At 71.7% G+C, this 17,642-nt stretch carries 14 protein-coding genes and 1 pseudogene; 7 read left to right on the top strand and 8 right to left on the bottom strand.

The window, feature by feature from the left end; genetic code table 11:
• Positions 1 to 303: 303 nt before the first annotated feature.
• The 3 genes and pseudogenes from ACIBBD_RS18030 to ACIBBD_RS18020 all read right to left on the bottom strand — a co-directional run.
• The gene (locus tag ACIBBD_RS18030) at positions 304 to 3,042 is read right to left on the bottom strand and encodes an AAA family ATPase (RefSeq protein WP_399420382.1); all 2,739 of its coding nucleotides are present in this window, start codon (positions 3,040 to 3,042) and stop codon (positions 304 to 306) included.
• A 705-nt stretch (positions 3,043 to 3,747) separates the two neighbouring features.
• On the bottom strand, positions 3,748 to 4,056 hold the full coding sequence (locus ACIBBD_RS18025; RefSeq protein ID WP_399420381.1) for a hypothetical protein: 309 nt from the start codon (positions 4,054 to 4,056) through the stop codon (positions 3,748 to 3,750).
• Between the two features lie 459 nt (positions 4,057 to 4,515).
• Positions 4,516 to 4,772: pseudogene (locus ACIBBD_RS18020) on the bottom strand (hypothetical protein); the annotation flags it as partial.
• Between the two features lie 229 nt (positions 4,773 to 5,001).
• On the opposite strand from ACIBBD_RS18020, the gene ACIBBD_RS18015 reads away from it, so the two are divergent.
• Positions 5,002 to 6,042, top strand: a complete 1,041-nt coding sequence (locus ACIBBD_RS18015) for a vWA domain-containing protein (protein ID WP_399420380.1) — start codon at positions 5,002 to 5,004, stop codon at positions 6,040 to 6,042.
• 398 nt (positions 6,043 to 6,440) lie between these two features.
• On the opposite strand, the gene ACIBBD_RS18010 is transcribed toward ACIBBD_RS18015, so the two are convergent.
• Complete coding sequence (locus tag ACIBBD_RS18010; protein WP_399420379.1) at positions 6,441 to 6,719, bottom strand: hypothetical protein; 279 nt, start codon at positions 6,717 to 6,719, stop codon at positions 6,441 to 6,443.
• Between the two features lie 124 nt (positions 6,720 to 6,843).
• Here ACIBBD_RS18010 and ACIBBD_RS18005 point away from each other — a divergent pair, with 124 nt between their 5' ends.
• The 5 genes from ACIBBD_RS18005 to ACIBBD_RS17985 all read left to right on the top strand — a co-directional run bounded on the left by ACIBBD_RS18005 (position 6,844) and on the right by ACIBBD_RS17985 (position 9,789).
• Positions 6,844 to 7,194, top strand: a complete 351-nt coding sequence (locus ACIBBD_RS18005) for an STAS domain-containing protein (RefSeq protein ID WP_399420378.1) — start codon at positions 6,844 to 6,846, stop codon at positions 7,192 to 7,194.
• A gap of 172 nt (positions 7,195 to 7,366) precedes the next feature.
• Positions 7,367 to 7,537 carry a hydrophobic protein gene (locus ACIBBD_RS18000; RefSeq protein ID WP_399420377.1) on the top strand — a complete coding sequence of 57 codons (171 nt, stop codon included), beginning with the start codon at positions 7,367 to 7,369 and terminating at the stop codon, positions 7,535 to 7,537.
• Positions 7,538 to 8,302: 765 nt separating this feature from the next.
• Positions 8,303 to 8,881 carry a fasciclin domain-containing protein gene (locus tag ACIBBD_RS17995; RefSeq protein ID WP_399420376.1) on the top strand — a complete coding sequence of 193 codons (579 nt, stop codon included), beginning with the start codon at positions 8,303 to 8,305 and terminating at the stop codon, positions 8,879 to 8,881.
• 511 nt (positions 8,882 to 9,392) lie between these two features.
• Positions 9,393 to 9,527, top strand: a complete 135-nt coding sequence (locus ACIBBD_RS17990; protein ID WP_399420375.1) for a hypothetical protein — start codon at positions 9,393 to 9,395, stop codon at positions 9,525 to 9,527.
• Positions 9,528 to 9,555: 28 nt separating this feature from the next.
• Positions 9,556 to 9,789, top strand: coding sequence for a FlgD immunoglobulin-like domain containing protein (locus ACIBBD_RS17985; RefSeq protein ID WP_399420373.1), 234 nt, complete (start codon positions 9,556 to 9,558; stop codon positions 9,787 to 9,789).
• 328 nt (positions 9,790 to 10,117) lie between these two features.
• On the opposite strand, the gene ACIBBD_RS17980 is transcribed toward ACIBBD_RS17985, so the two are convergent.
• Positions 10,118 to 11,053 (bottom strand): LysR family transcriptional regulator, encoded by a 936-nt coding sequence (locus ACIBBD_RS17980; RefSeq protein ID WP_399420372.1) that lies wholly within the window; start codon positions 11,051 to 11,053, stop codon positions 10,118 to 10,120.
• Positions 11,054 to 11,186: 133 nt separating this feature from the next.
• On the opposite strand from ACIBBD_RS17980, the gene ACIBBD_RS17975 reads away from it, so the two are divergent.
• Entirely contained in the window at positions 11,187 to 12,392 is a 1,206-nt protein-coding gene (locus ACIBBD_RS17975) for an MFS transporter (protein WP_399420371.1), read from the top strand.
• A 218-nt stretch (positions 12,393 to 12,610) separates the two neighbouring features.
• On the opposite strand, the gene ACIBBD_RS17970 is transcribed toward ACIBBD_RS17975, so the two are convergent.
• The 3 genes from ACIBBD_RS17970 to ACIBBD_RS17960 all read right to left on the bottom strand — a co-directional run bounded on the left by ACIBBD_RS17970 (position 12,611) and on the right by ACIBBD_RS17960 (position 17,522).
• Positions 12,611 to 12,754, bottom strand: a complete 144-nt coding sequence (locus tag ACIBBD_RS17970; protein WP_399420370.1) for a hypothetical protein — start codon at positions 12,752 to 12,754, stop codon at positions 12,611 to 12,613.
• A 149-nt stretch (positions 12,755 to 12,903) separates the two neighbouring features.
• Positions 12,904 to 15,273, bottom strand: coding sequence for a PQQ-binding-like beta-propeller repeat protein (locus tag ACIBBD_RS17965; RefSeq protein WP_399420369.1), 2,370 nt, complete (start codon positions 15,271 to 15,273; stop codon positions 12,904 to 12,906).
• Between the two features lie 2 nt (positions 15,274 to 15,275).
• Entirely contained in the window at positions 15,276 to 17,522 is a 2,247-nt protein-coding gene (locus ACIBBD_RS17960; protein ID WP_399420368.1) for a PQQ-binding-like beta-propeller repeat protein, read from the bottom strand.
• Positions 17,523 to 17,642: the final 120 nt, after the last annotated feature.

Genomic DNA, 17,642 nt, shown 5'->3' with positions numbered 1-17,642 from the left:
TGTACCTGGGAGTACCGCACCCAGGAACCGGCCGGGCGAGCGGCGGGGCAGGAAGAACACGGCCCCCCTTCCGGCTCGCCGACCGTCCCGCCCGTTGCGCACCATGAAGCCCATGGACCAGCTCGTCACTCTCGGAGAGTTCCTCGGGTCATGCCGTTCCCGGCTCGCCCCGGACGAGGTCGGTGTGCCCTGTACCGGGCGTCGGCGGGTGTCCGGGACGCCCCCTCAGCCCGTGGCTGCCCGACCGCATCATGCCTGTCCGCCACCGCGCGCAGTGGCGGTGCGAACCGCCTGCGCGCGGGTTCACGCCTCGGTCCGCTCGGCCGCCCGCAGTCCCTCGACGCGCTGGAGGTGGCGTCGTAAGGGGACGTCGAGCTTGCGCAGAATGCTGCGGACGTGGGCGTCGACCGTTCGGGGACTGATGAACAGGGCCGCGCCGATCTCACGGGAGGTCTCCCCCGCGGCCACCATGCGCGCCACCCGCAGCTCGCGGGCTGTCAGTGCGTGAACGCCCCGGTCGGACCCCACCGTTCGCTCGCCCGCCCCACCGAGCCTGATGGCGGCCCTGGCCTGGAAGGCCCGTGCGCCCGCCTCGGAGAAATCCGTCCAGGCCTGCCGAAGCGGTTGGCGTGCCTGCGTGCGGTGCCCGCTCTGCAGGAGCCACTCCCCCCACAGCAGCCGGGCGCGGGCCGCCTGCAGCACCGCACCGGCCCGGGTCAGCTGCTCGGCGGCCTGCCGGTACAACTCGTGGCTCTCGAAGCCGCGTTGCAGCAGTGCCGCGGTCTGCAGGTACAGTCCCTCGGCCCACGGAGTGCCGCACGCCCGCGCGTTCTCACGGAGCACCTCGCAGGCCGATCGGGCCCGGGCCGCCTCCCCGCACGCCACGGCCGCCTCGGCACACTCCGCCGCCAACAGGCCTCGGTATCCCGCTCCGGCCGCGTCGTACGGCTCGCCCACGGCTGCGAGCGCCGCCTCCGGCCGGCCCGCTCCGTTGTGCAGGACGGCGCGGGCGTATTCCGCAGCCGTCAGCAGCCTCCCCTCCCGGCGTTCACCGGCTTCACGCGTGGCGAGGTCGATGAGCGGGAAACCCGCCGACTCGTCCCCCCGCCACGCGGCCAGAGCGAGGTCCGCGTAGCGCAGCGGCGCCATACCGAGGGCCTCGGTGATGCCGTGGGCCTCCGTTGCCCGCTCCGCTGCGTCGTCCAGGCGGCCGAGGTGCAGGTCCAGCATGGCCTGGTGGTTCAGCGCGATGGGCAGAGCGGCGTGATCCCGGTTCTCGCGCGCGCTCCGCACCTGCCTGGCCACCAACCGCTGCCACGCGTGCGCGTCCCCCGCGTACAGGGCCGCGTCGCCGGCGAGGCGTGCCACGTCCGGGTCGCTCAACGCCTGGGCGCGGGGCTCGGCCAGGCATCTCCGCACCGCTCGCGCCATCAGCGGTGCGGCGGCCGCGGATCCCTTCGTGACCGCGGTGATCTGGGCCTGCAGCAGGAGTTCCACCGGGCCGTCCGCGTCCGGGTGCGAAGGCAACCGTCGGGCCTCGGCGACGATGTCCGCAAGCTGACTCCGGGGCAGGTACCGCCCGGAGAAGGCGACGGCCGCGAACGCGTCGAGCAGGAGACGCCGCCCTGCCGCGGGATCCTGCTCCGCCACCCTGCGCGCCGCGTCCGTCAGCAGTTGCACCGCCTCCTCGTCGCGCTGGAGGGAGGAGACCGTGCGGGCGTGCAGAAGGACCACCCGGGTACGGTCGGCGTCGGGCAGCGCCTCGTGCTTGAGGGAGGTCAGGATGGCGAGGGCCTCGTGGAACGCGCCGGTCTCCTGCTTCGCGCGCGCCGCGGACAGCAACCGTGACGCCCTGGCCCCGCGATCCGCCGTGAGGGCGGCGGCCAGCTCCCAGAAACCGGCGGCGACGCCCGTGCCGACGCGCTTCGCCGCCCTGCGCGCGGCGTCCTCCAGGCGGTCGGCCGTGTACTCGTCGAAGTCCGCGGCGGCCTGCCCCAGGTGCCAGGCCTGCCGGTCCGGGTCCTGCGTGGCGTCATAGCATTCGGCCAGGGCGGCGTGCGCGCGCCGCCGGTCGGTCGAGGAGGCCGCCGCGTAGATCATGGACCGCAGGAGGGGATGGCGGAAGGTCATCCGCGTACGGATGACGAGGAGGCCCGCGGCCTCCGCCACCGCCGGGGCGTCCGGTCCGATGTCCAGCAGCGCCGCGGCCCGGCGCACCACGAGAGGGCTGCCGTCCGGTTCCGCAGCCGCCAGGAGCAGCAGCCGCTGCGTGTCGTCCGGGAGCTGGGACAGCCGGGTCCGGAAGGACTCCTCCAGTCGCTTCGGTGCCCTCATGTCCGCGATGGCCGCCCTGGCCGTCATCTCGGTCGGTCCGATCCAGCGCGGGAGGTGGAGCAGGGCCAGTGGGTTGCCGTGCGCCTCCGTCAGGACCCGCTCACGCACCCGCTGGTCGAGCGGGGCCCGCACGGTGGCGTCCAGCAGCTCCCGCGCGTCCCGGTCACCGAGAGGCCTGACGGCATGCCGCGGCAGTCCGGACAGCTCCGCGAGGTGGTCGGCGTCCTCTGCGGCGAAGACGAAGGCGATGCGCCGGGCGGCGGCCCGCCGGGCCACGAAGGCGAGCACGGCGAGGGACCTGCGGTCCATCCACTGCGCGTCGTCGACGAGGCAGACGACCGGCTGTTCCTCGGCAGCGGCCGAGAGGAGACCCATGACGGCGAGCCCCAGGTGCAGGTGGTCGGGATCGGCACCCGAACGGCGTCCGAGAGCCACGCCGAGCGCGCCGCGCTGCGGTTGCGGCAGGCCGCCCCCGTGGTGCAGCAGCGGGCCGGTCAGGTGCTGGAGCCCGGCGAAGGACAGCTCGGTCTCGGTCTGTGTCGTGTTCACGCGCAGGACCTGAAGTGCCGCGTACTCGGTCTGGACGCTGTCGAGCAGGGCGGTCTTACCGATGCCTGCCTCGCCGTGCAGCACGAGGACACCGCCCGTGCCGGCACAGGCCTGCGCGACGAGATTCCTCAGCGCTGCGGTCTCCCCGCTGCGTCCCAACAACGCTCGTGATCCGGCTGTCTGCGCCGGCCGCGCGCTCACCGCGTCATCCCCATGTGGTCCCCCCAGGATTCGATCCCCCGTGTGTGCCTCGTCGTGGTGACGGGCCTGTGTGGATCCGCCTCGATCCTCGACCAGGCGTGTCTACGACTCGTCCATGAGACGTCTACGGGTGATCGACAGGTCGTCGCTGCTGCTTGCGGGGGCCGCGGTACGGGGCGCGTGCGGCCGCAGGGGGTGCGCTGCGCACGGGCGGCGCCTCGGCGGAGGCAGGGACGGGGCCACGGCACCGACTGCCCCGGCGAGGCGGTTCACTCCCCGTCGGCGTACCGGATCACCCGACGGCTCTCCGGCCCCGGCAGGATACGCCGCCTCTGGTGTGAACCTGACAACAAGGCGTACCCGGTCCTCGGGTGATGCCGGCGGGTAGCCAGGTGACGGCGTCCGCCGGCCGGTCCGCCTGTACCGGGGCCGGACCAGCACGGCCCGGTCACGGCAACAGCTGCTGCGCGCGGAGCCGCCCGCGTCCCCGGGTGCGGGGAGCGCGGGCAGCACCGGACTCCTCAGGCAGGTCACCCGCCTCCGGTGATCGACCACACCGGGAGCGAGCACCAGACCACGTCGCCGTCACTCAGGTTGATGTTGCAGGCCGGGAAGCAGGTGTCAGAGCTTCCCTCCCTGCGTCCGCGCACGAACCGCGAGCTGTCAGAACCAGATCCACAGCTTGTACCGGGTGCCCGAAGGGGTGCACTCGGCATGGTAGTAGCGGTCGGGATTGGACTGGAGGACCATGATGCCGGCCACGGTGCAGTCGGTGAGGGTGTTGTAAGTGGCCCAGTAGTGCGCGGTCCCCGCCGCGATGCCGGCACCTCCCTCCCCCCGCACCACCTGGTCGGACTCGACCGTTGCGGCGGTGGTCGCGTCGGACGGGGCGGCAAGCGCCGGCCCGACCGAGACGCCCAGCACGAGTGCGGCGCCGACGGCCATGGTCGCGACAGCACGGCGAATACGCATGGATCTCTCCCTCGGTAGGAACACAGAGTTCGTGTCTTGCTGGCCGTGTCGCTTCCGCCGTACGAGCGCGGAACGGCATCCACCCTGCGCCGGCGGCTGTTGCCGACGCTCGCCGTCCGGTCCGTACGTGACTCGGCCCACCGCCCCACTGGTCCGCCTGGCGACGCCGCACAGGAGTTCCCGTACGGACCGCCGAGCCCCAGGGCTGCTCCGGAGCCGGATGAGCGACGTTCACCACCTTTACCGCCGGGCATGGGAGAAACCTTGGCCGAATCTTGGATCGGCCGAGGCGCCTCTCCGGCCAGGCTCTTCACCTGGGCGGGAGACGGGGCCGGGTGCGATGCTCCTTGGGTTCACGGGGTCTTGGTGGCGTAAGGGCGTACGTCCAGGGCCCGGAGGCCGAGCTCGGTCATGCGCGGCAGCGCGCGTTCCCGCGGTGCTGCTGATCGAGGCCCCGCACACGGTTTCCTGCGCGCCCTCGAAGGTGACGTCACCGAGCCGTCCGGCCCCCGGAACTCGGCGGCGGCCGCCTTCGCCTCGCGTGAGCCGGCGGGCAGTTGGACCGTCACCTCGGCGGAACCGGAGGCGCCGAGGATCCGGTTCTTCGCCGCCGGTGCCTCGAACCGCAGGACGCCGTCGCCGTACGCGACCCTGAGCTGCTCCGCCGCCTTCGCGTCGCGGCTCTTCGAGGCGTCCGCGGGCAGGACCTCGACTGTGAGACCTCTCGAACCTGAGCCGGCATCGTTCCCCAACGCTTCCGACCGGACGGCCACCACCGACTCTCACCACACCGACACCCGCCCGAGAGGTCCCGCCCCGGGCTCGTGCCGCGTCCCGGCCGCGCCCCTGGCCGGGCGGTGTCTTCGCCCAGCCCGGGAGCCAAGATCGATTGTCAGTGGTGGGTGAGAGAGTGAGGAAACCGAGTCGGAACGAGGGGGAGTTGTCATGTCCGGAAACCAGAACTACATCAATCACGTCGCTCTTGTGCTGGATGCCAGTTCGTCCATGTCGCACCTGAGCCGCAAGGTCGTCGAGGTCGCCGACCAGCAGATCGCCTATCTTGCCCGCCGGTCGAGGGAGCTGGAGCAGGAAACGCGCGTCACGGTGTACGTCTTCGCGGACAAGGTGGAGTGCGTCATCTACGACAAGGACGTGCTGAGGATGCCGTCGCTGAAGCAGCTGTACCGGGTCGGTGGAATGACGGCTCTGCTGGCGGCCGCGCTGAAGTCGCAGCGGGAGCTGGCGCAGACGGCTCAACTGTACGGCGACCACAGCTTCCTGACGTTCGTGCTCACCGACGGGCAGGAGAACGCAAGTCATCGCTGCCCGGACGCCCCTGCCACGAATCAGCGTGAACTGGTCGAGGCCGTGGCCGAGATGATCGGAACACAGCAGGACAACTGGACGCTGGCCGTCCTCGTGCCGGACCAGATGGGCAAGCGCGAGGCCATGCAGTGCGGTTTCCCCAAGGACAACATCGCCATCTGGGACGCCACGAGCACCCAGGGCCTGGAGGAGGCCGGGCAGGTCATCCGGCAGGCCACCGAGAACTTCATGGTGGGCCGCGCCCAGGGCATCCGGGGATCACGGGCGGTGTTCTCCACGGGGGCGGAGGCGGTCAACAAGGAGACGATCAAGGCGGCCGGCCTCACCCCGGTGAATCCGTCGAAGTACCAGCTGATCCCCGTGGCGCGTGACGCGGCGATCCGGGACTGGGTCGTCGAATGCGGGCACACCTACCGGACCGGTGGTGCGTTCTACCAGCTGAGCAAGCCGGAGAAGATCCAGGCGCACAAGCAGATAGCGGTGCTGGAGAAGAAGACGGACCGGGTGTACACCGGGCCCGAGGCCCGAGCCCTGCTCGGCCTGCCCGACGTGGAGATTCGCGTCAAGCCGAATCACAACGACGACTTCACCATCTTCGTGCAGAGCACCAGCGTGAACCGGAAACTCGTAGCCAACACACGGCTGCTGCTCATGCTCTGACACCCCGCAAACCCCGGGTGACGCAGCGAACCTGAGGAGGTCGCCGACGCGGTAACTCTCGGGCTCTCGAAGCGGGGGCACACACCCGGCGGCGCCGACTTGGTCATGCACGGCGGCACGGTCAACACCGTCTGACCGCAGCTGCGGCGCGGCGCCGCCGCGCCCGACCGAGTGAGGGCGGAGCCCCTCATCTACGCGGACGTACGAGGGTTTTGGCGGACTGTCACCACCGCGGCGAGCGTCATGTCGGCTCAATGGCCGCCGCCGCCAGCGCAGGTGCCACGAGCACAGAGCCGAGCACTTCCTGGCCTTCGTCGGCATCACCAGCGGCCGACTGCCACGCCGGGACGGGCGGCAGGTCGCAGTCCCGGCGCCTGCCGTCGGGACTGCGACCGCCGCTACACAACTGAGACGACCGCCCAGCTGATGAGAACTCCCGTGCCGCCGACACGGACCCGCGGGTCACCCGCGCGCAACGTCACCGTGATCCCGCCAGGGCGGCCCGGGTCATCGCCCTGCTGCAGGGTGAGGACGGCGCCCTCGGGGACCGTGCGCAGTTCACAGGCGGCTCTTCCTGGAGGTGAGGCGACGCCGTCCATGATCAGGCCGACGTCACCGGCCGTCGACTGGTCACGGCGGGACACGTGGGCGGCCTCGGCCGACAAGGGTGCTGTCACCGGCCCCCGTGTCATCCCCTGCGGCGGCGGGGAAGACGAACCCGGATTTTGTTGACATTGCAACCGGTCCTGCGCTTGCGTGGGGAGGACGCCGACTCCGTTGCGCGCAGAACGAGGTGGTCACATGGACGCGTCCCGCTTGGCCGTCTCCCAGCACACCACTCCTCAGGGCGTGCGCGTCCTGAGGCTGCGCGGCGAGATCGACCGCGGCAGCGTGGGGTTCGTGGACTGGGCGTTCGACAACGACAGAGGCGATGGACGCGCGCCCCGCACGGTCATCGACTTCGAACACGTCACGTTCATGGACTCCAGCGGCATCAACTCCCTCGTCCACGCCTACCGCGCCGCACAGGAGAGCGACGGCTGGCTTCGCCTGGCCAACGTTCCACCAGCCGTGCAGCGGCTCCTGCACATCGTCGGCCTCGACGAACTCCTGCCGACGTATGCCACGCTTCAGGCTGCCCTCCCCTCCTGAACAGGCTGACAAGCCGACGGCACCGTGCACTCCACACGCCGACCCGGCGGTGAGGTGGACGCCCGTGTGGAGAAACTGAGCCCAGTGCCCGCGAAAGCGGTGAAGAAACCAGGTAAATCGGCCGCGTGTTCTTTGATCCGCCGGGCACGAGGAGTCACGGAGGTTGATAACTATGGTTCCCCTGCTTCTCGTTCTGCTGCTGGCTCTGATCCTCTTCGGCGCGGGCTTCGCGCTGAAGGCACTGTGGTGGATCGCCGTCATCGTGCTGGTCGTCTGGCTGTTGGGCTTCGTCCTGCGCAGTGCGGACACGGGCGGCCGCAGGGGCCGCTGGTACCGCTGGTGATTCACCAAGCAGCAGTCGGCCTGTGGGCTCCGGGAACACCCGGGGCCCACGGGCTTGTCCCGCTCCAGGACATGCTTGCGGCAAACGCTGCAACCGCCGCCTTCCCGGGCACCAGGGCTCCCAGCCAGGGTTCGGTGAAGCAGCGGAACCGGCGGCTGCAACCACCGGATCCCAGCCACGCCCCACACCGCGTACCACGCACGGCCCGACGCCACGACCCGAGTGTTTCGCCGAGCAGGCCCTGAACGCCCTGCCCGGCCCGGTTCCGGAACATCCTCCCGCCGCATGCGCCGCCGCACGACCTCACATGCACCGGCGCACGGCCTCGCCCAGCTCCCGGTCCACGAGCTCTGGCAGTACGGGGGCCGAGGCTCCCTCATGGATGACAGCGGCCGAGGCTCCCCCATGGATGTCGTCGCGCGTCAGGTGGATCTTGCTGGTCAACCCGCCGCCGGAGCGGCCCGGGGCCTCATCCGGTACCACTTCCGCCAGGCGGCGGGCGGGGCTCTGCCACGGCGTCTCGTCCTGGTGTTCCCCCTCTTGCGCTCCGTCTCCGCGCTCCGCGATCGACCAGGGGTACTCCGCGAACGCGCAACCTGACCGACTCGCTGAGCAGCAGGGAACCATCTGTGTGACGCTGAAATGGTGGGTCTGCGGGATACGCAGGTATGCGCTCGCGGCGCCCGCGGTACCGGTCGGACCGATCCTTTACCGGCCGCGTACCGGACCAGTGCAGGCAGAGCCCTCCCCCGGAGGAGACGACCCATGAACGTCACTCGAATCCGCCGCTCCGTCCTCACCGCCTCAGCGGCACTCATCTTTCCAGTGACCCTGGCAATGGCGGCGCCGACTGCGTCCGCCGGCAACGTCTCGCAGCCGTTCGGCCCGGGCTGTGCGTCGGTACCGAAGGAAGGCACAGGCGGCCTCGACGACATGGCCGACGACCAGGTAGCCACCGCAGCCTCGAAGAACCCCGAACTGTCGACACTCGCCGCCGCGGTGAAAGCTGCCGATCTGGGCGACACCCTGAACAAGTCCAAGGACATCACGCTGTTCGCGCCGACCAACGCCGCGTTCAAGAAGATCCCGAAGGCGGATCTCGACGCCCTGCTGGCCGACAAGGAGGAGCTGACCAAGGTCCTCACCTACCACGTGGTGGGCGAAAAGATCACGCAGAACCAGCTCGCGGACGGAGACTTCAAAACCCTGGAGGGCAGCAACCTCACCACCTCGGGGTCGGGTGCCTCTTTCACGGTGAATGACTCCGCGAAGATCGTCTGCGGCGGCATCCCGACCGCGAACGCGACGGTGCAGCTCATCGACACCGTCCTGATGCCCAAGTGAGAGCAAGGGGCAGCGGGGCTCGCTGTCCCAGCACCACCAGGAACAAGGCCCGGTCAATGCTCTTCGGCATCGCGAGCAGCGGCGCCTACGGCAAACCGACCGATGGCCGCCCCGGCGGGGGTCGGCGACGGTCCGTCGGAGGCGAGTCACTAGCGTCCAGCTCGGTCCCGCACCTGCGGCGACGCCAACCGTTTCGCCGGACGCACCCCTTCTTCCGTGCCGTCGCGGCTCGGGGGTGGCGCTCGGCTCCGGCTGCGTCCCCGACGACCCGCAGGCGGTCGGACGCTGGCTGTACTGGCGCTGGCGCTGCTCCGCGTCGGACAAGGCCGGCGTGGGACCACGGCACCGGCCGGAACATCACCGTCCCGGGTGCGCTGCCCGCCAAGGCCGGCGACGGCTACCAATCCGGTGCAGCAGTCCGCGGACGGGCGGACGGTGACGCTCACCGACTTCCACCTCGGCGGGGCCACCCGGCCTCCACCTCCCCCTTCTTCACCGTCCCCGAGGGGACATGGATCGGCATGCTGACCGCCAACCGGTACGGCGCCACGTGGCCTACACCGACGGCGAACGGATGATCCACATCCGGCCGGTGACGGTGCCGCGCTCGCGGATCAGCCTGTTCGACTGGCGAGCGGACTCGTAGTGGACCTGCGCAAGGCGAGCGACCGCCCATGGGAGGGACCTGGCGGCTCACCCGGCCACCCGCGTCCTGGACGCTCACCATCAAGGACGCCTACGGCACCACCGTGCGCGCCCTCACCGGCAGCTCGCACGAAGGTGCCGCCATCCGCGCCTGGGACGGCAGGAACGACACGGGCGACAGAGCGGTGAGCGGCCGGTACCACTGGACCATGACCGTGGACCCGGGCGGCACGCTCCACGCGAACGCCCCGGACCTTTCCTAGCGGACGCCCGGACTCCTCCTGGGCGCGTGGCACCTCCCTCGCCGCTCGGAGGCGTCCTCGCCGGCTTGCACCGCGAACGCACCCAGCGAGTGCCTACGGCTGAGTCCGCGGCGTCCTGCCCGGCTTGCTCCTTCACGCTGCCCGGCTCCGCCACCGCCACCAGCCGTTACCCGGGGTTCCTGAGCCGAATCGGCAGGTCACTGCCTTGACCTTGATCACCGTCATGGCACCTGAGGCACACGGAGGGGTGAGCCGGAGTGCGCCGAGGCGCCTGCCGCCGACTGACCGTCCGTCGATCCGACCACGGTGATCGAAGACGCGGCGGCGTTCAGCGGGGAACCACCCAGCGCGGCACCCAGGTACCGGCGGCGTCGTGGCCGGGGGGTGTGGCGGCGAGGTGGGCGCGCAGGGTGGCCAGCGCTGGGTGGGGGTTGTCGCGGTGCCAGAGGAGCGAGTGCGGGTAGACGGGCGTCGGGTCGATCACCGGGATGCGGCGCAGGCCGTGGCCGGCGGGCCAGACGAGGCGGGTCTCCCCGCCCATGAAAGTGGCCAGGGCCGGGGTGTCGGCGACGGTGTCGAGGAGCGCGTCGGAGCCGAAGTTGGGGCCGGTCGCCTCGATGGTGAGGCCGAACTCGGCGACGAGGTCGTCGTAGTAGGCGGCCCACTCGGTGCCGGGGACGATGCCGGGCATCCAGATCCGGTGCCCCACGAGCTGAGCGACGGTCACCGACCGGGCGCCCGCCAGCGCGTGGCCTGGGCCGGTGAGGAGCTGGAGCGGCTCGTCGAGCACCCGGACGGACACGATGTCCTCGGGAAGGGGCCGGCCGGGCGCGGCGACGGCACGGAAGGACGCGTCGATCTCACCGGAGCGGATGGCGGTGACGGCCGTCTCGATGTCGAACAGCCACACCACGTCGAGCTCGATCTCGGGGTGCGCGCGGTGGAAGCCGCGCATCAGGCCCGACGCCGCGCCGCGCGAAGCGATCACGTCGACGCGCAGGGGACGGCGGCCGGGGCGCACGGACGCGCCCGCGCGCTCGGCGACGCGCAGCAGCTCACGCGCGTGGGGCAGGAACGCCTGCCCGTCGATGGTGAGCTCGGCGCCGCGCGCGGTGCGGGTGAACAGCCGCACACCGAGGCCACGCTCCAGCGCGGCGATGCGCTTGGAGACAGCCTGCTGGGTGACCGCCAGCTCGGCGGCGGCCTCCTGGAACTGCCCTGCGTCGGCGGCGGCGACGAAGGTCCGAACGGTGTCGAGGTCCATGCCGGCACTCTAGGGGTACAACCATCGGTTGTGGACCGGCGGCCCTGCAGTTGTTTGATCCCCGGGTGTGGCGCTCGCTTGGATGTTCCGGATCGCGGATCGGTTGTGCGGGCGAGGAGCGGGGGCGTCGGGCATGAGGAGCGGGCACCGGCTGGGGCGGCCCTTCGGCTGGCTCTGGGGCGCGTACGGGACCAGCGCGCTCGGCACCTGGCTCGCCTTCGGCGCGTTCCCGCTGATCGCCCTCCAGGTGCTGCACGCCGGACCGGCCGAGGTCGCCGCGCTCTCCTCCGTGGGGGCCGCGGTGGGTGCGGCCGTGGCGGTGCCGCTCGGCCCCTGGGTGGAGTTCCGCCGCAAACGGCCGGTGCTGATCGCGATGGACCTGGTGCGGTTCGCGGCGCTGCTGACGGTCCCCGCCGCGTTCGCGCTCGGCGTGCTCACTTTCCTTCAGCTCCTGCTGGTCACCGTCGTCGTCGCGGCGGCCGACATCACCTTCCGCGCCGCTTCCGGCGCGTACCTGAAGACACTGCTGCCGACAGAGGACCTCCTCGTCGCCAACGCCCGGTTGGAGTCCACGGCCTGGACGACCACGATCATCGGACCGCCGCTGGGCGGCGCCGCGATCGGGCTCCTAGGTCCGGTGGCGACGGTGGCGGCCGACGCGGTCAGCTACCTGCTCTCGGCCCTGGGCATCCGCGCGACGGGCGGACACGAGCCGCCGCCCGAGCGCCGGGAGGCCACGCGCATGCGGGCCGGGGACCTGCTCGACGGTTGGCGGTACATCCTCGCCGATGCGACGCTGCGTCCGCTCTTCTTCAACACCGCCTTGTTCAACGGCCTGGTGATGGCCGCCCAGCCGCTGCTGACCGTCCTGATGCTCGGCCGGCTCGGGTTCGCACCGTGGCAGTACGGCCTCGCCTTCGCCGCGCCCTCGATCGGCGGGCTGCTCGGTTCGCGGCTAGCCCGACCGCTCGTCACCCGGTTCGGGCAGCACCAGGTCCTGGTCGTGTCCGGGGCGCTGCGCGCGATCTGGCCCGTCGGCCTGGCCTTTCTCGGGCCGGGCACCGGCGGGCTGCTGCTGGTGATGGGCGTCGAGCTCGGGCTCATCTTCTGCTGCGGGGTCTTCAACCCGGTCCACGCCACCTACCGCCTCGAGCGCACCGCGACCGACCGGGTCGCCCGCACGCTGTCCGCCTGGGCGGTGACGATCAGGGCCTCGACCGCGCTCCTGACGGCCGTCTGGGGCGTGCTGGGCAGCCTGCTCGGCCCACGTACGGCCATCGGCCTGGCAGGCGTGCTCCTGCTGGCGACCCCGCTGCTGCTCCCCAAGCGGCCGGTGTGACGGTCTTCCGGGATGCTCACGCCGTCCGTGGGCGGCAGCGTGTTTCTCGAGCCGCATACGGGGCGCGTCCCGTCGTCCGTGCCGAGTGGCCCCCCTCTTCGTGCCGTACGCCCGCGCGGATGCGGAGGTCGCCGTCCTGGAGGACCTCGGCACGACGTTCCGTCTGAGCTCCGGCCGGCGCCTTCTCCTGTACCGCGACCGGTACCCGACGGGCACCCTCACAGGCTGCATCGGCAGTACAGATGGGCGCCCGCCCTGCGCGCCCGGCAGGCCAGGGCGACGAACGTGTCGACCGCGTCGCGGGCATCGGGGTAGTCCGCGAACTCGACCTCCTCGATGTCGTACCACTGGGCCGCCACCATCGGTACGGCGTCCTCGGGGAGGGTGGCGAGGACGTCCCGCCAGGCGGCACTGACAGCGGGCCGGCGAGGACGTCTCGTAGGACGTCGGACGGAGCTGACGCCCCCGGGGACCGGTCTCCGGCAAGGGAGGAATCAGCGGTTCCGATGCCTCACGCGCCGGCTGCGGCGGACCCCTTGTCACCGGTGGCGCTGATGGCCACCAAGCCCTTGTCGGTCGTGCCGTAGACCCTGCCGCCGCCGGCCCAGAACGGTATCGCGACCGCATACGGGGCGTTGCCGCTGCCGTTGAACTCGTAGGTCCAGCGTCCCGTCCCGTCGGCCGTGGCGAGGGCCCACACCTTCCCCCTCGCCCACACGTAGACGTGGCCGTCCGCGCACCGCATCGCGATGAGTCCGACGTTGGACGGGGCGAAAGCGAGCGAGCCCGCCCAGCGCACGGCGCCGGTTCCGGCGTCGAAGGCGTACACGACGACGTGGCCCTGATAGTCGGCTCCGGCGGCATAGACCGTTGAGCCGTCCTGGTCGGCCACTACGGCGGTGAAGGTCACCTTCGCGTCGGTGGGCGTGCTCCAGGCGACCTGGCCGTTGGCCGGGTCGACGGCGTGGAGGCGGTCGACCAGGTAGAGGAAGAAGCCGCCGGCCCAACAGTGCTCCGCGTCCTGCCAGTTGCCCCTCAGGGCCGCGAAGGACGTGGCGATCGTCTGGTTGCCTCCTGGAGCGGGCTGGCTCCACCGGACCTTTCCGCCCGCGTTCACGTCGAGGCCGGAGATCTTGGGTGAGCTGCCGTCGGAGTTGCTGGTCGCCCACAGCAGGCGGGTGCCGGTGGCCGGAAGCATGAGTCTCGCCTTCGTGCTGCGGCCGTCCTGGTAGTCCTCCACGATCACCTTCTCCCAGCGGATCTTCCGGGTGGCCGGGTCCACCGCCCAGATGAAGGGGCCGCTCGTGAAGTCGAGGCCGCCCCGTCCCACCAGTGTCCCGGTGACGTAGACCAAGCCGTCGAGGATGCCGGGCACCGACGTTTCCTGGAAGCCGGTGTTCGGTGCCGCCACCGTCCAGGCGACCTTGCCGGTGGCGAGATCGATGGCCTTGAGCCTGCGGGTCATGGTGATCTTGTCCGCACTGCGTACGACGCCCAGTGCGAACGCCATTCCGTTGCCGACCGCGACGCAGTCTCCCCCGGTGCCCGCGTACTGCGTGTCGGCGGTGTTGCCGAGCGGTCCCCACAGGGCACGGCCGGACGTCCGGTCGAAGCCCCGGACGTGGTCGCTGCCGACGGCGACGACCGTGTCCTTGTCACCGGCCACCTGGATGAGCGCCTCGGAGAGCGGCGCCGTCCACGACGGAGTCGCGACGACCTTCGGATCCAGCGAACGCGCGGGGTCCTCGAGGTTTACGGCGGGCTTCGCGCCGCCCGCGCCCTTCGTCGAGGGGTCGCGCAGCGCCAGCGTGAGCGCCGTGCCGCCGCCGGCGAGGGCCAGGGCTCCGCCGGCCATGCCCAGGAGGAGCTTTCGGCGGGCGAGCGGTCGCGCGGCCGGGGGAGGCGGAGAGGAGGACCCGGCCGGTACCGCGTCCGAAGGGGACGCGGGTGGCGGGCCCCCGGCCGGGAGGGGAGGGGGCTGTGCCGGAGCCGCCCGGACCCCCGGTGCCATGACGTCCGCCGCCTCCTCGATCGCGTCCATCAAAACCGCGGGCGGCCAGGCACCCGCCGTGGCGGGCCCCGTCCCTCGTCTGATGAACTCGACGACCTCGCGCGGCGCCGGACGCTCCTCGGGACTCTTGGCCAGGCAGGCCGCGACCGTCAGGCGCAGCCCCTCCGGAACCGCAGTGAGGTCCGGCTCGTCCCGGACCACCCTGCGCAGGACCTCCGGTTCCGGTCCGTCGCCGAACAGGGACGACCCCTTCGCGGCGAACGCGATCGTCGAGCCGAGCGCGAACACGTCACTCGCCGGTGTGAGCGGGTGCCCCATCACCTGTTCCGGTGACATGTACGCCGGTGTCCCGAGGCGCCGGCCCGTGGCCGTGAGCGCCGTCCCCTCGGCTGCCCGTGCGATCCCGAAGTCGATCACGTGGGGTCCGTCGAGGGCCAGCAGCACGTTCGCCGGTTTCAGGTCCCGATGGGTCAGTCCCGATGCGTGGACGCTCACCAAAGCCTCGGCGATCCCCGCGGTCAGGGCCCGAAGCGCCGGCTCGGGCAGGGGCCCCGCGACGGCCACCGCGTCGTGCAGCGAGATGCCCGGCACGAACGCCGTCGCCATCCAGGGCACGGGCGCGTCGGGATCCGCGTCGACCACCGGCGCGGTGAAGGCTCCGGAGACCGCCCGGGCCGCCGCGACCTCCGCGCGGAAGCGTGCGCGGAACCCCGGGTCGCCGGCCAGGTCCGGCCGGATCAACTTGACGGCGACCGTGCGTCCACCGGTCGACCGGCCCAGGAAGACCGCACCCATGGTGCCTGCCCCGAGGCGGCCCAGCAGCGTGTAGGGGCCGACCCGAGCCGGGTCGGAGGGGGCCAACACGTCCACGATCAGGCTCCGTTCGCGTGCAGGGCGGCGACCGTCTGCGCGGTCGGGTCCGAGATGCAGAGCCGGCCGTCACCGGCGGCCCAGGCCAGGTCGGCGGGGTTCGACCCCTTCATTCCCGTGTACTTCCAACGGGGTGTGCCGTTCGCCGGGTCGAAGGCCCACACGACGCAGTCCGCCCCCATCCGGTACAGGTTCCCGTCGGCGTACAGCAGGCGCGCGCCGGACAGCTCGGCGTTCCTGTCGTCCGCCGGGACCGGCCTCCTCCACTTCGCCTTGCCGGTACGGCTGTCCAGGGCGCCCAGCGAGTACCCGCCGTCCGCGTCGGTCCGCAGGACGTACAGGATGCTTCCGTCGCTGTTCGTGGCGATGCCGTCGTTGCGGCCGGCCCCCAAGAGGACGTCCGACGCGGTCCACGTCTTCTTGCCCGTCGCCGGGTCGAGAGCGGTCAGGCGGCCACTGGTGTCGACGACGACGAAGTGCGGCCCGGCGGCGCCGACCGTGCTGACCTTGACGGTCTTCGACCAGCTCACCTTGCCCTTCGCGGTGAGGGCGGTCAGTTCGTTCGGGGTGCCGAGCAGGAGGTGGTCGCTGCCGCTGGGCGGCAGAGCCGCGAAGACGGGGATCTCGTCGTGGACGTGCGACCAGGAAACGGTCCGGGAGCCGAGGTTCAGCGCCATGACCGGATAGGTGGCCAGGTTCGAGGCGGATGGGACGGCGAAAAGGTACGCGGTGTCGTCGCGGACGCCCCAGAAGCATCCGACTCCCGAGCTGGGCGGCTCGCGGAACGGGATCGTCCGTTCGACCTTGCCGCTGCTCATGTCGATCCGTACGACGGCCGAACCGGACTGCGGCAGGGGGTTGTCGGCCGTGGCGTCTTCGACCTTCGGCACCACCGCGCCTCCCACGTAGAGGTGTCCGCCGTCCACCGTCGCGACGGCGGTTACCGGGGACGTCCCCAGTGCCAGCACGGTCAGGCCATGAGTGGCGGCATCCAGGGTCCACTTCGTGTCGCCCCCGTCGTCGAGCCCCCACACGTACTGCAGGGACACGCAGACCACCCGGCCGTTGGCCGAGAGGACTTGGGGGCAGGCCGCGGGCATGGTCTGCTTCCAGGCCAGCTTCCCTTCCCGGACGTCGGCGTCCGAAGGGCGCGAGATCCCGGTGGCCATCGCGCCGCGTCCCGGCTTCGCGCCGCTCCCCGACCTCGCGCCGCCGCCGGACCACCAGATCGCGCTGCCCGTGCCGGCCGCCGCGAGTGCCCCGCCGGCCACCCCGAGGAGCAGACGTCTGCGGCTCGGCCGAGGCGCCGCCCCGGGAAGGTGCTCGCCGGGAGGAGGGTGCGGCACCTCCTGCGGCGACGGGGGCTCCGGCAGCGCCCTCATGGCGGTCCGTACGGCGATGATGTCGGACTTGATCGCCTCCGGGAGCCAGCCGCTCGACGGGACGGGCCGTCCCTCCCGCTCGACCGCCTCGATCACCTCGCGCGGAGTCGGCCGGCCGGCGGGGTCCTTGGCCAGACAGGCCGCGACCAGGGGCCGAAGGCCTGCCGGGACCGCACCGAGATCCGGCTCGACGGTCGCGATCCGGAACAGCACCGCCACGGCCGCGCCCGTACCGAACAGATCGGATCCGCGCGCGGCGAACGCGATCGTCGAACCGAGGGAGAACATGTCACTCGCGGGTGTGAGCGGCTGCGTCTCGGCCTGTTCCGGCGACATGTACGGCGCCGACCCGATCACCGCCCCGCTGGCGGTGAGCCCCGCTCCGTCGGCGGCCCGGGAGATGCCGAAGTCGATGACGTGCGGTCCGTCCAGAGCCAGCAGCACGTTCGCCGGCTTGAGGTCCCGGTGGATCAGCCCGGCGCCGTGCACCTCCGTCAGGGCCTCCGCCAGCCCCGCCGTCAACGTCCATAACGCGTCCTCGGGCAGGGGGCCGTGCGCGCCGACCGCCTGGCGCAGTGAGACTCCGGCGACGAACGCGGTCGCCATCCAGGGGACCTCGGCGTCCGGATCGGCGTCCACGACCGGGGAGGTGAAGGCGCCCGACACCTTTCGCGCCGCCCTGACCTCGCTGCGGAACCGGTCCCGGAAGGCTTCGTCACGCGCGAGGTCCGGCCGCACCACCTTCACCGCCACGGTGCGGCCGGCCGACTGTCCGAGGTACACCGCTCCCATGCCGCCGCTGCCCAGCAGAGCGACGAGCCGGTACGAGCCGATCTGCCGTGGGTCCTCGACGCCGAGCGGTTCCATCTGCGGTTCCTTCCCCCTGGGCTGCCCAGGTTATTGCGTCCTCCGCGGCCACGCAGCCACCGCCAGGATCAACCACCCCGCGTTCTCGATGACTTGGGAGACCCGCGCATCTTCCCGATA

Source organism: Streptomyces sp. NPDC051315, assembly GCF_044455165.1.
In the GTDB taxonomy this organism is placed as follows: Bacteria; Actinomycetota; Actinomycetes; order Streptomycetales; family Streptomycetaceae; genus Streptomyces.
This window is presented reverse-complemented; position numbering and strand designations above follow the sequence as displayed.

What these genes read in the sequence shown, in the direction of transcription:
- ACIBBD_RS18025 (WP_399420381.1), bottom strand. Translation starts at nt 4,056, where the DNA reads ATGCGTATTCGCCGTGCTGTCGCGACCATGGCCGTCGGCGCCGCACTC.
- ACIBBD_RS18015 (WP_399420380.1), top strand. Translation starts at nt 5,002, where the DNA reads ATGTCCGGAAACCAGAACTACATCAATCACGTCGCTCTTGTGCTGGAT.
- ACIBBD_RS18005 (WP_399420378.1), top strand. Translation starts at nt 6,844, where the DNA reads ATGGACGCGTCCCGCTTGGCCGTCTCCCAGCACACCACTCCTCAGGGC.
- ACIBBD_RS18000 (WP_399420377.1), top strand. Translation starts at nt 7,367, where the DNA reads ATGGTTCCCCTGCTTCTCGTTCTGCTGCTGGCTCTGATCCTCTTCGGC.
- ACIBBD_RS17995 (WP_399420376.1), top strand. Translation starts at nt 8,303, where the DNA reads ATGAACGTCACTCGAATCCGCCGCTCCGTCCTCACCGCCTCAGCGGCA.
- ACIBBD_RS17990 (WP_399420375.1), top strand. Translation starts at nt 9,393, where the DNA reads ATGGATCGGCATGCTGACCGCCAACCGGTACGGCGCCACGTGGCCTAC.
- ACIBBD_RS17985 (WP_399420373.1), top strand. Translation starts at nt 9,556, where the DNA reads ATGGGAGGGACCTGGCGGCTCACCCGGCCACCCGCGTCCTGGACGCTC.
- ACIBBD_RS17980 (WP_399420372.1), bottom strand. Translation starts at nt 11,053, where the DNA reads ATGGACCTCGACACCGTTCGGACCTTCGTCGCCGCCGCCGACGCAGGG.
- ACIBBD_RS17975 (WP_399420371.1), top strand. Translation starts at nt 11,187, where the DNA reads ATGAGGAGCGGGCACCGGCTGGGGCGGCCCTTCGGCTGGCTCTGGGGC.
- ACIBBD_RS17970 (WP_399420370.1), bottom strand. Translation starts at nt 12,754, where the DNA reads ATGGTGGCGGCCCAGTGGTACGACATCGAGGAGGTCGAGTTCGCGGAC.
- ACIBBD_RS17960 (WP_399420368.1), bottom strand. Translation starts at nt 17,522, where the DNA reads ATGGAACCGCTCGGCGTCGAGGACCCACGGCAGATCGGCTCGTACCGG.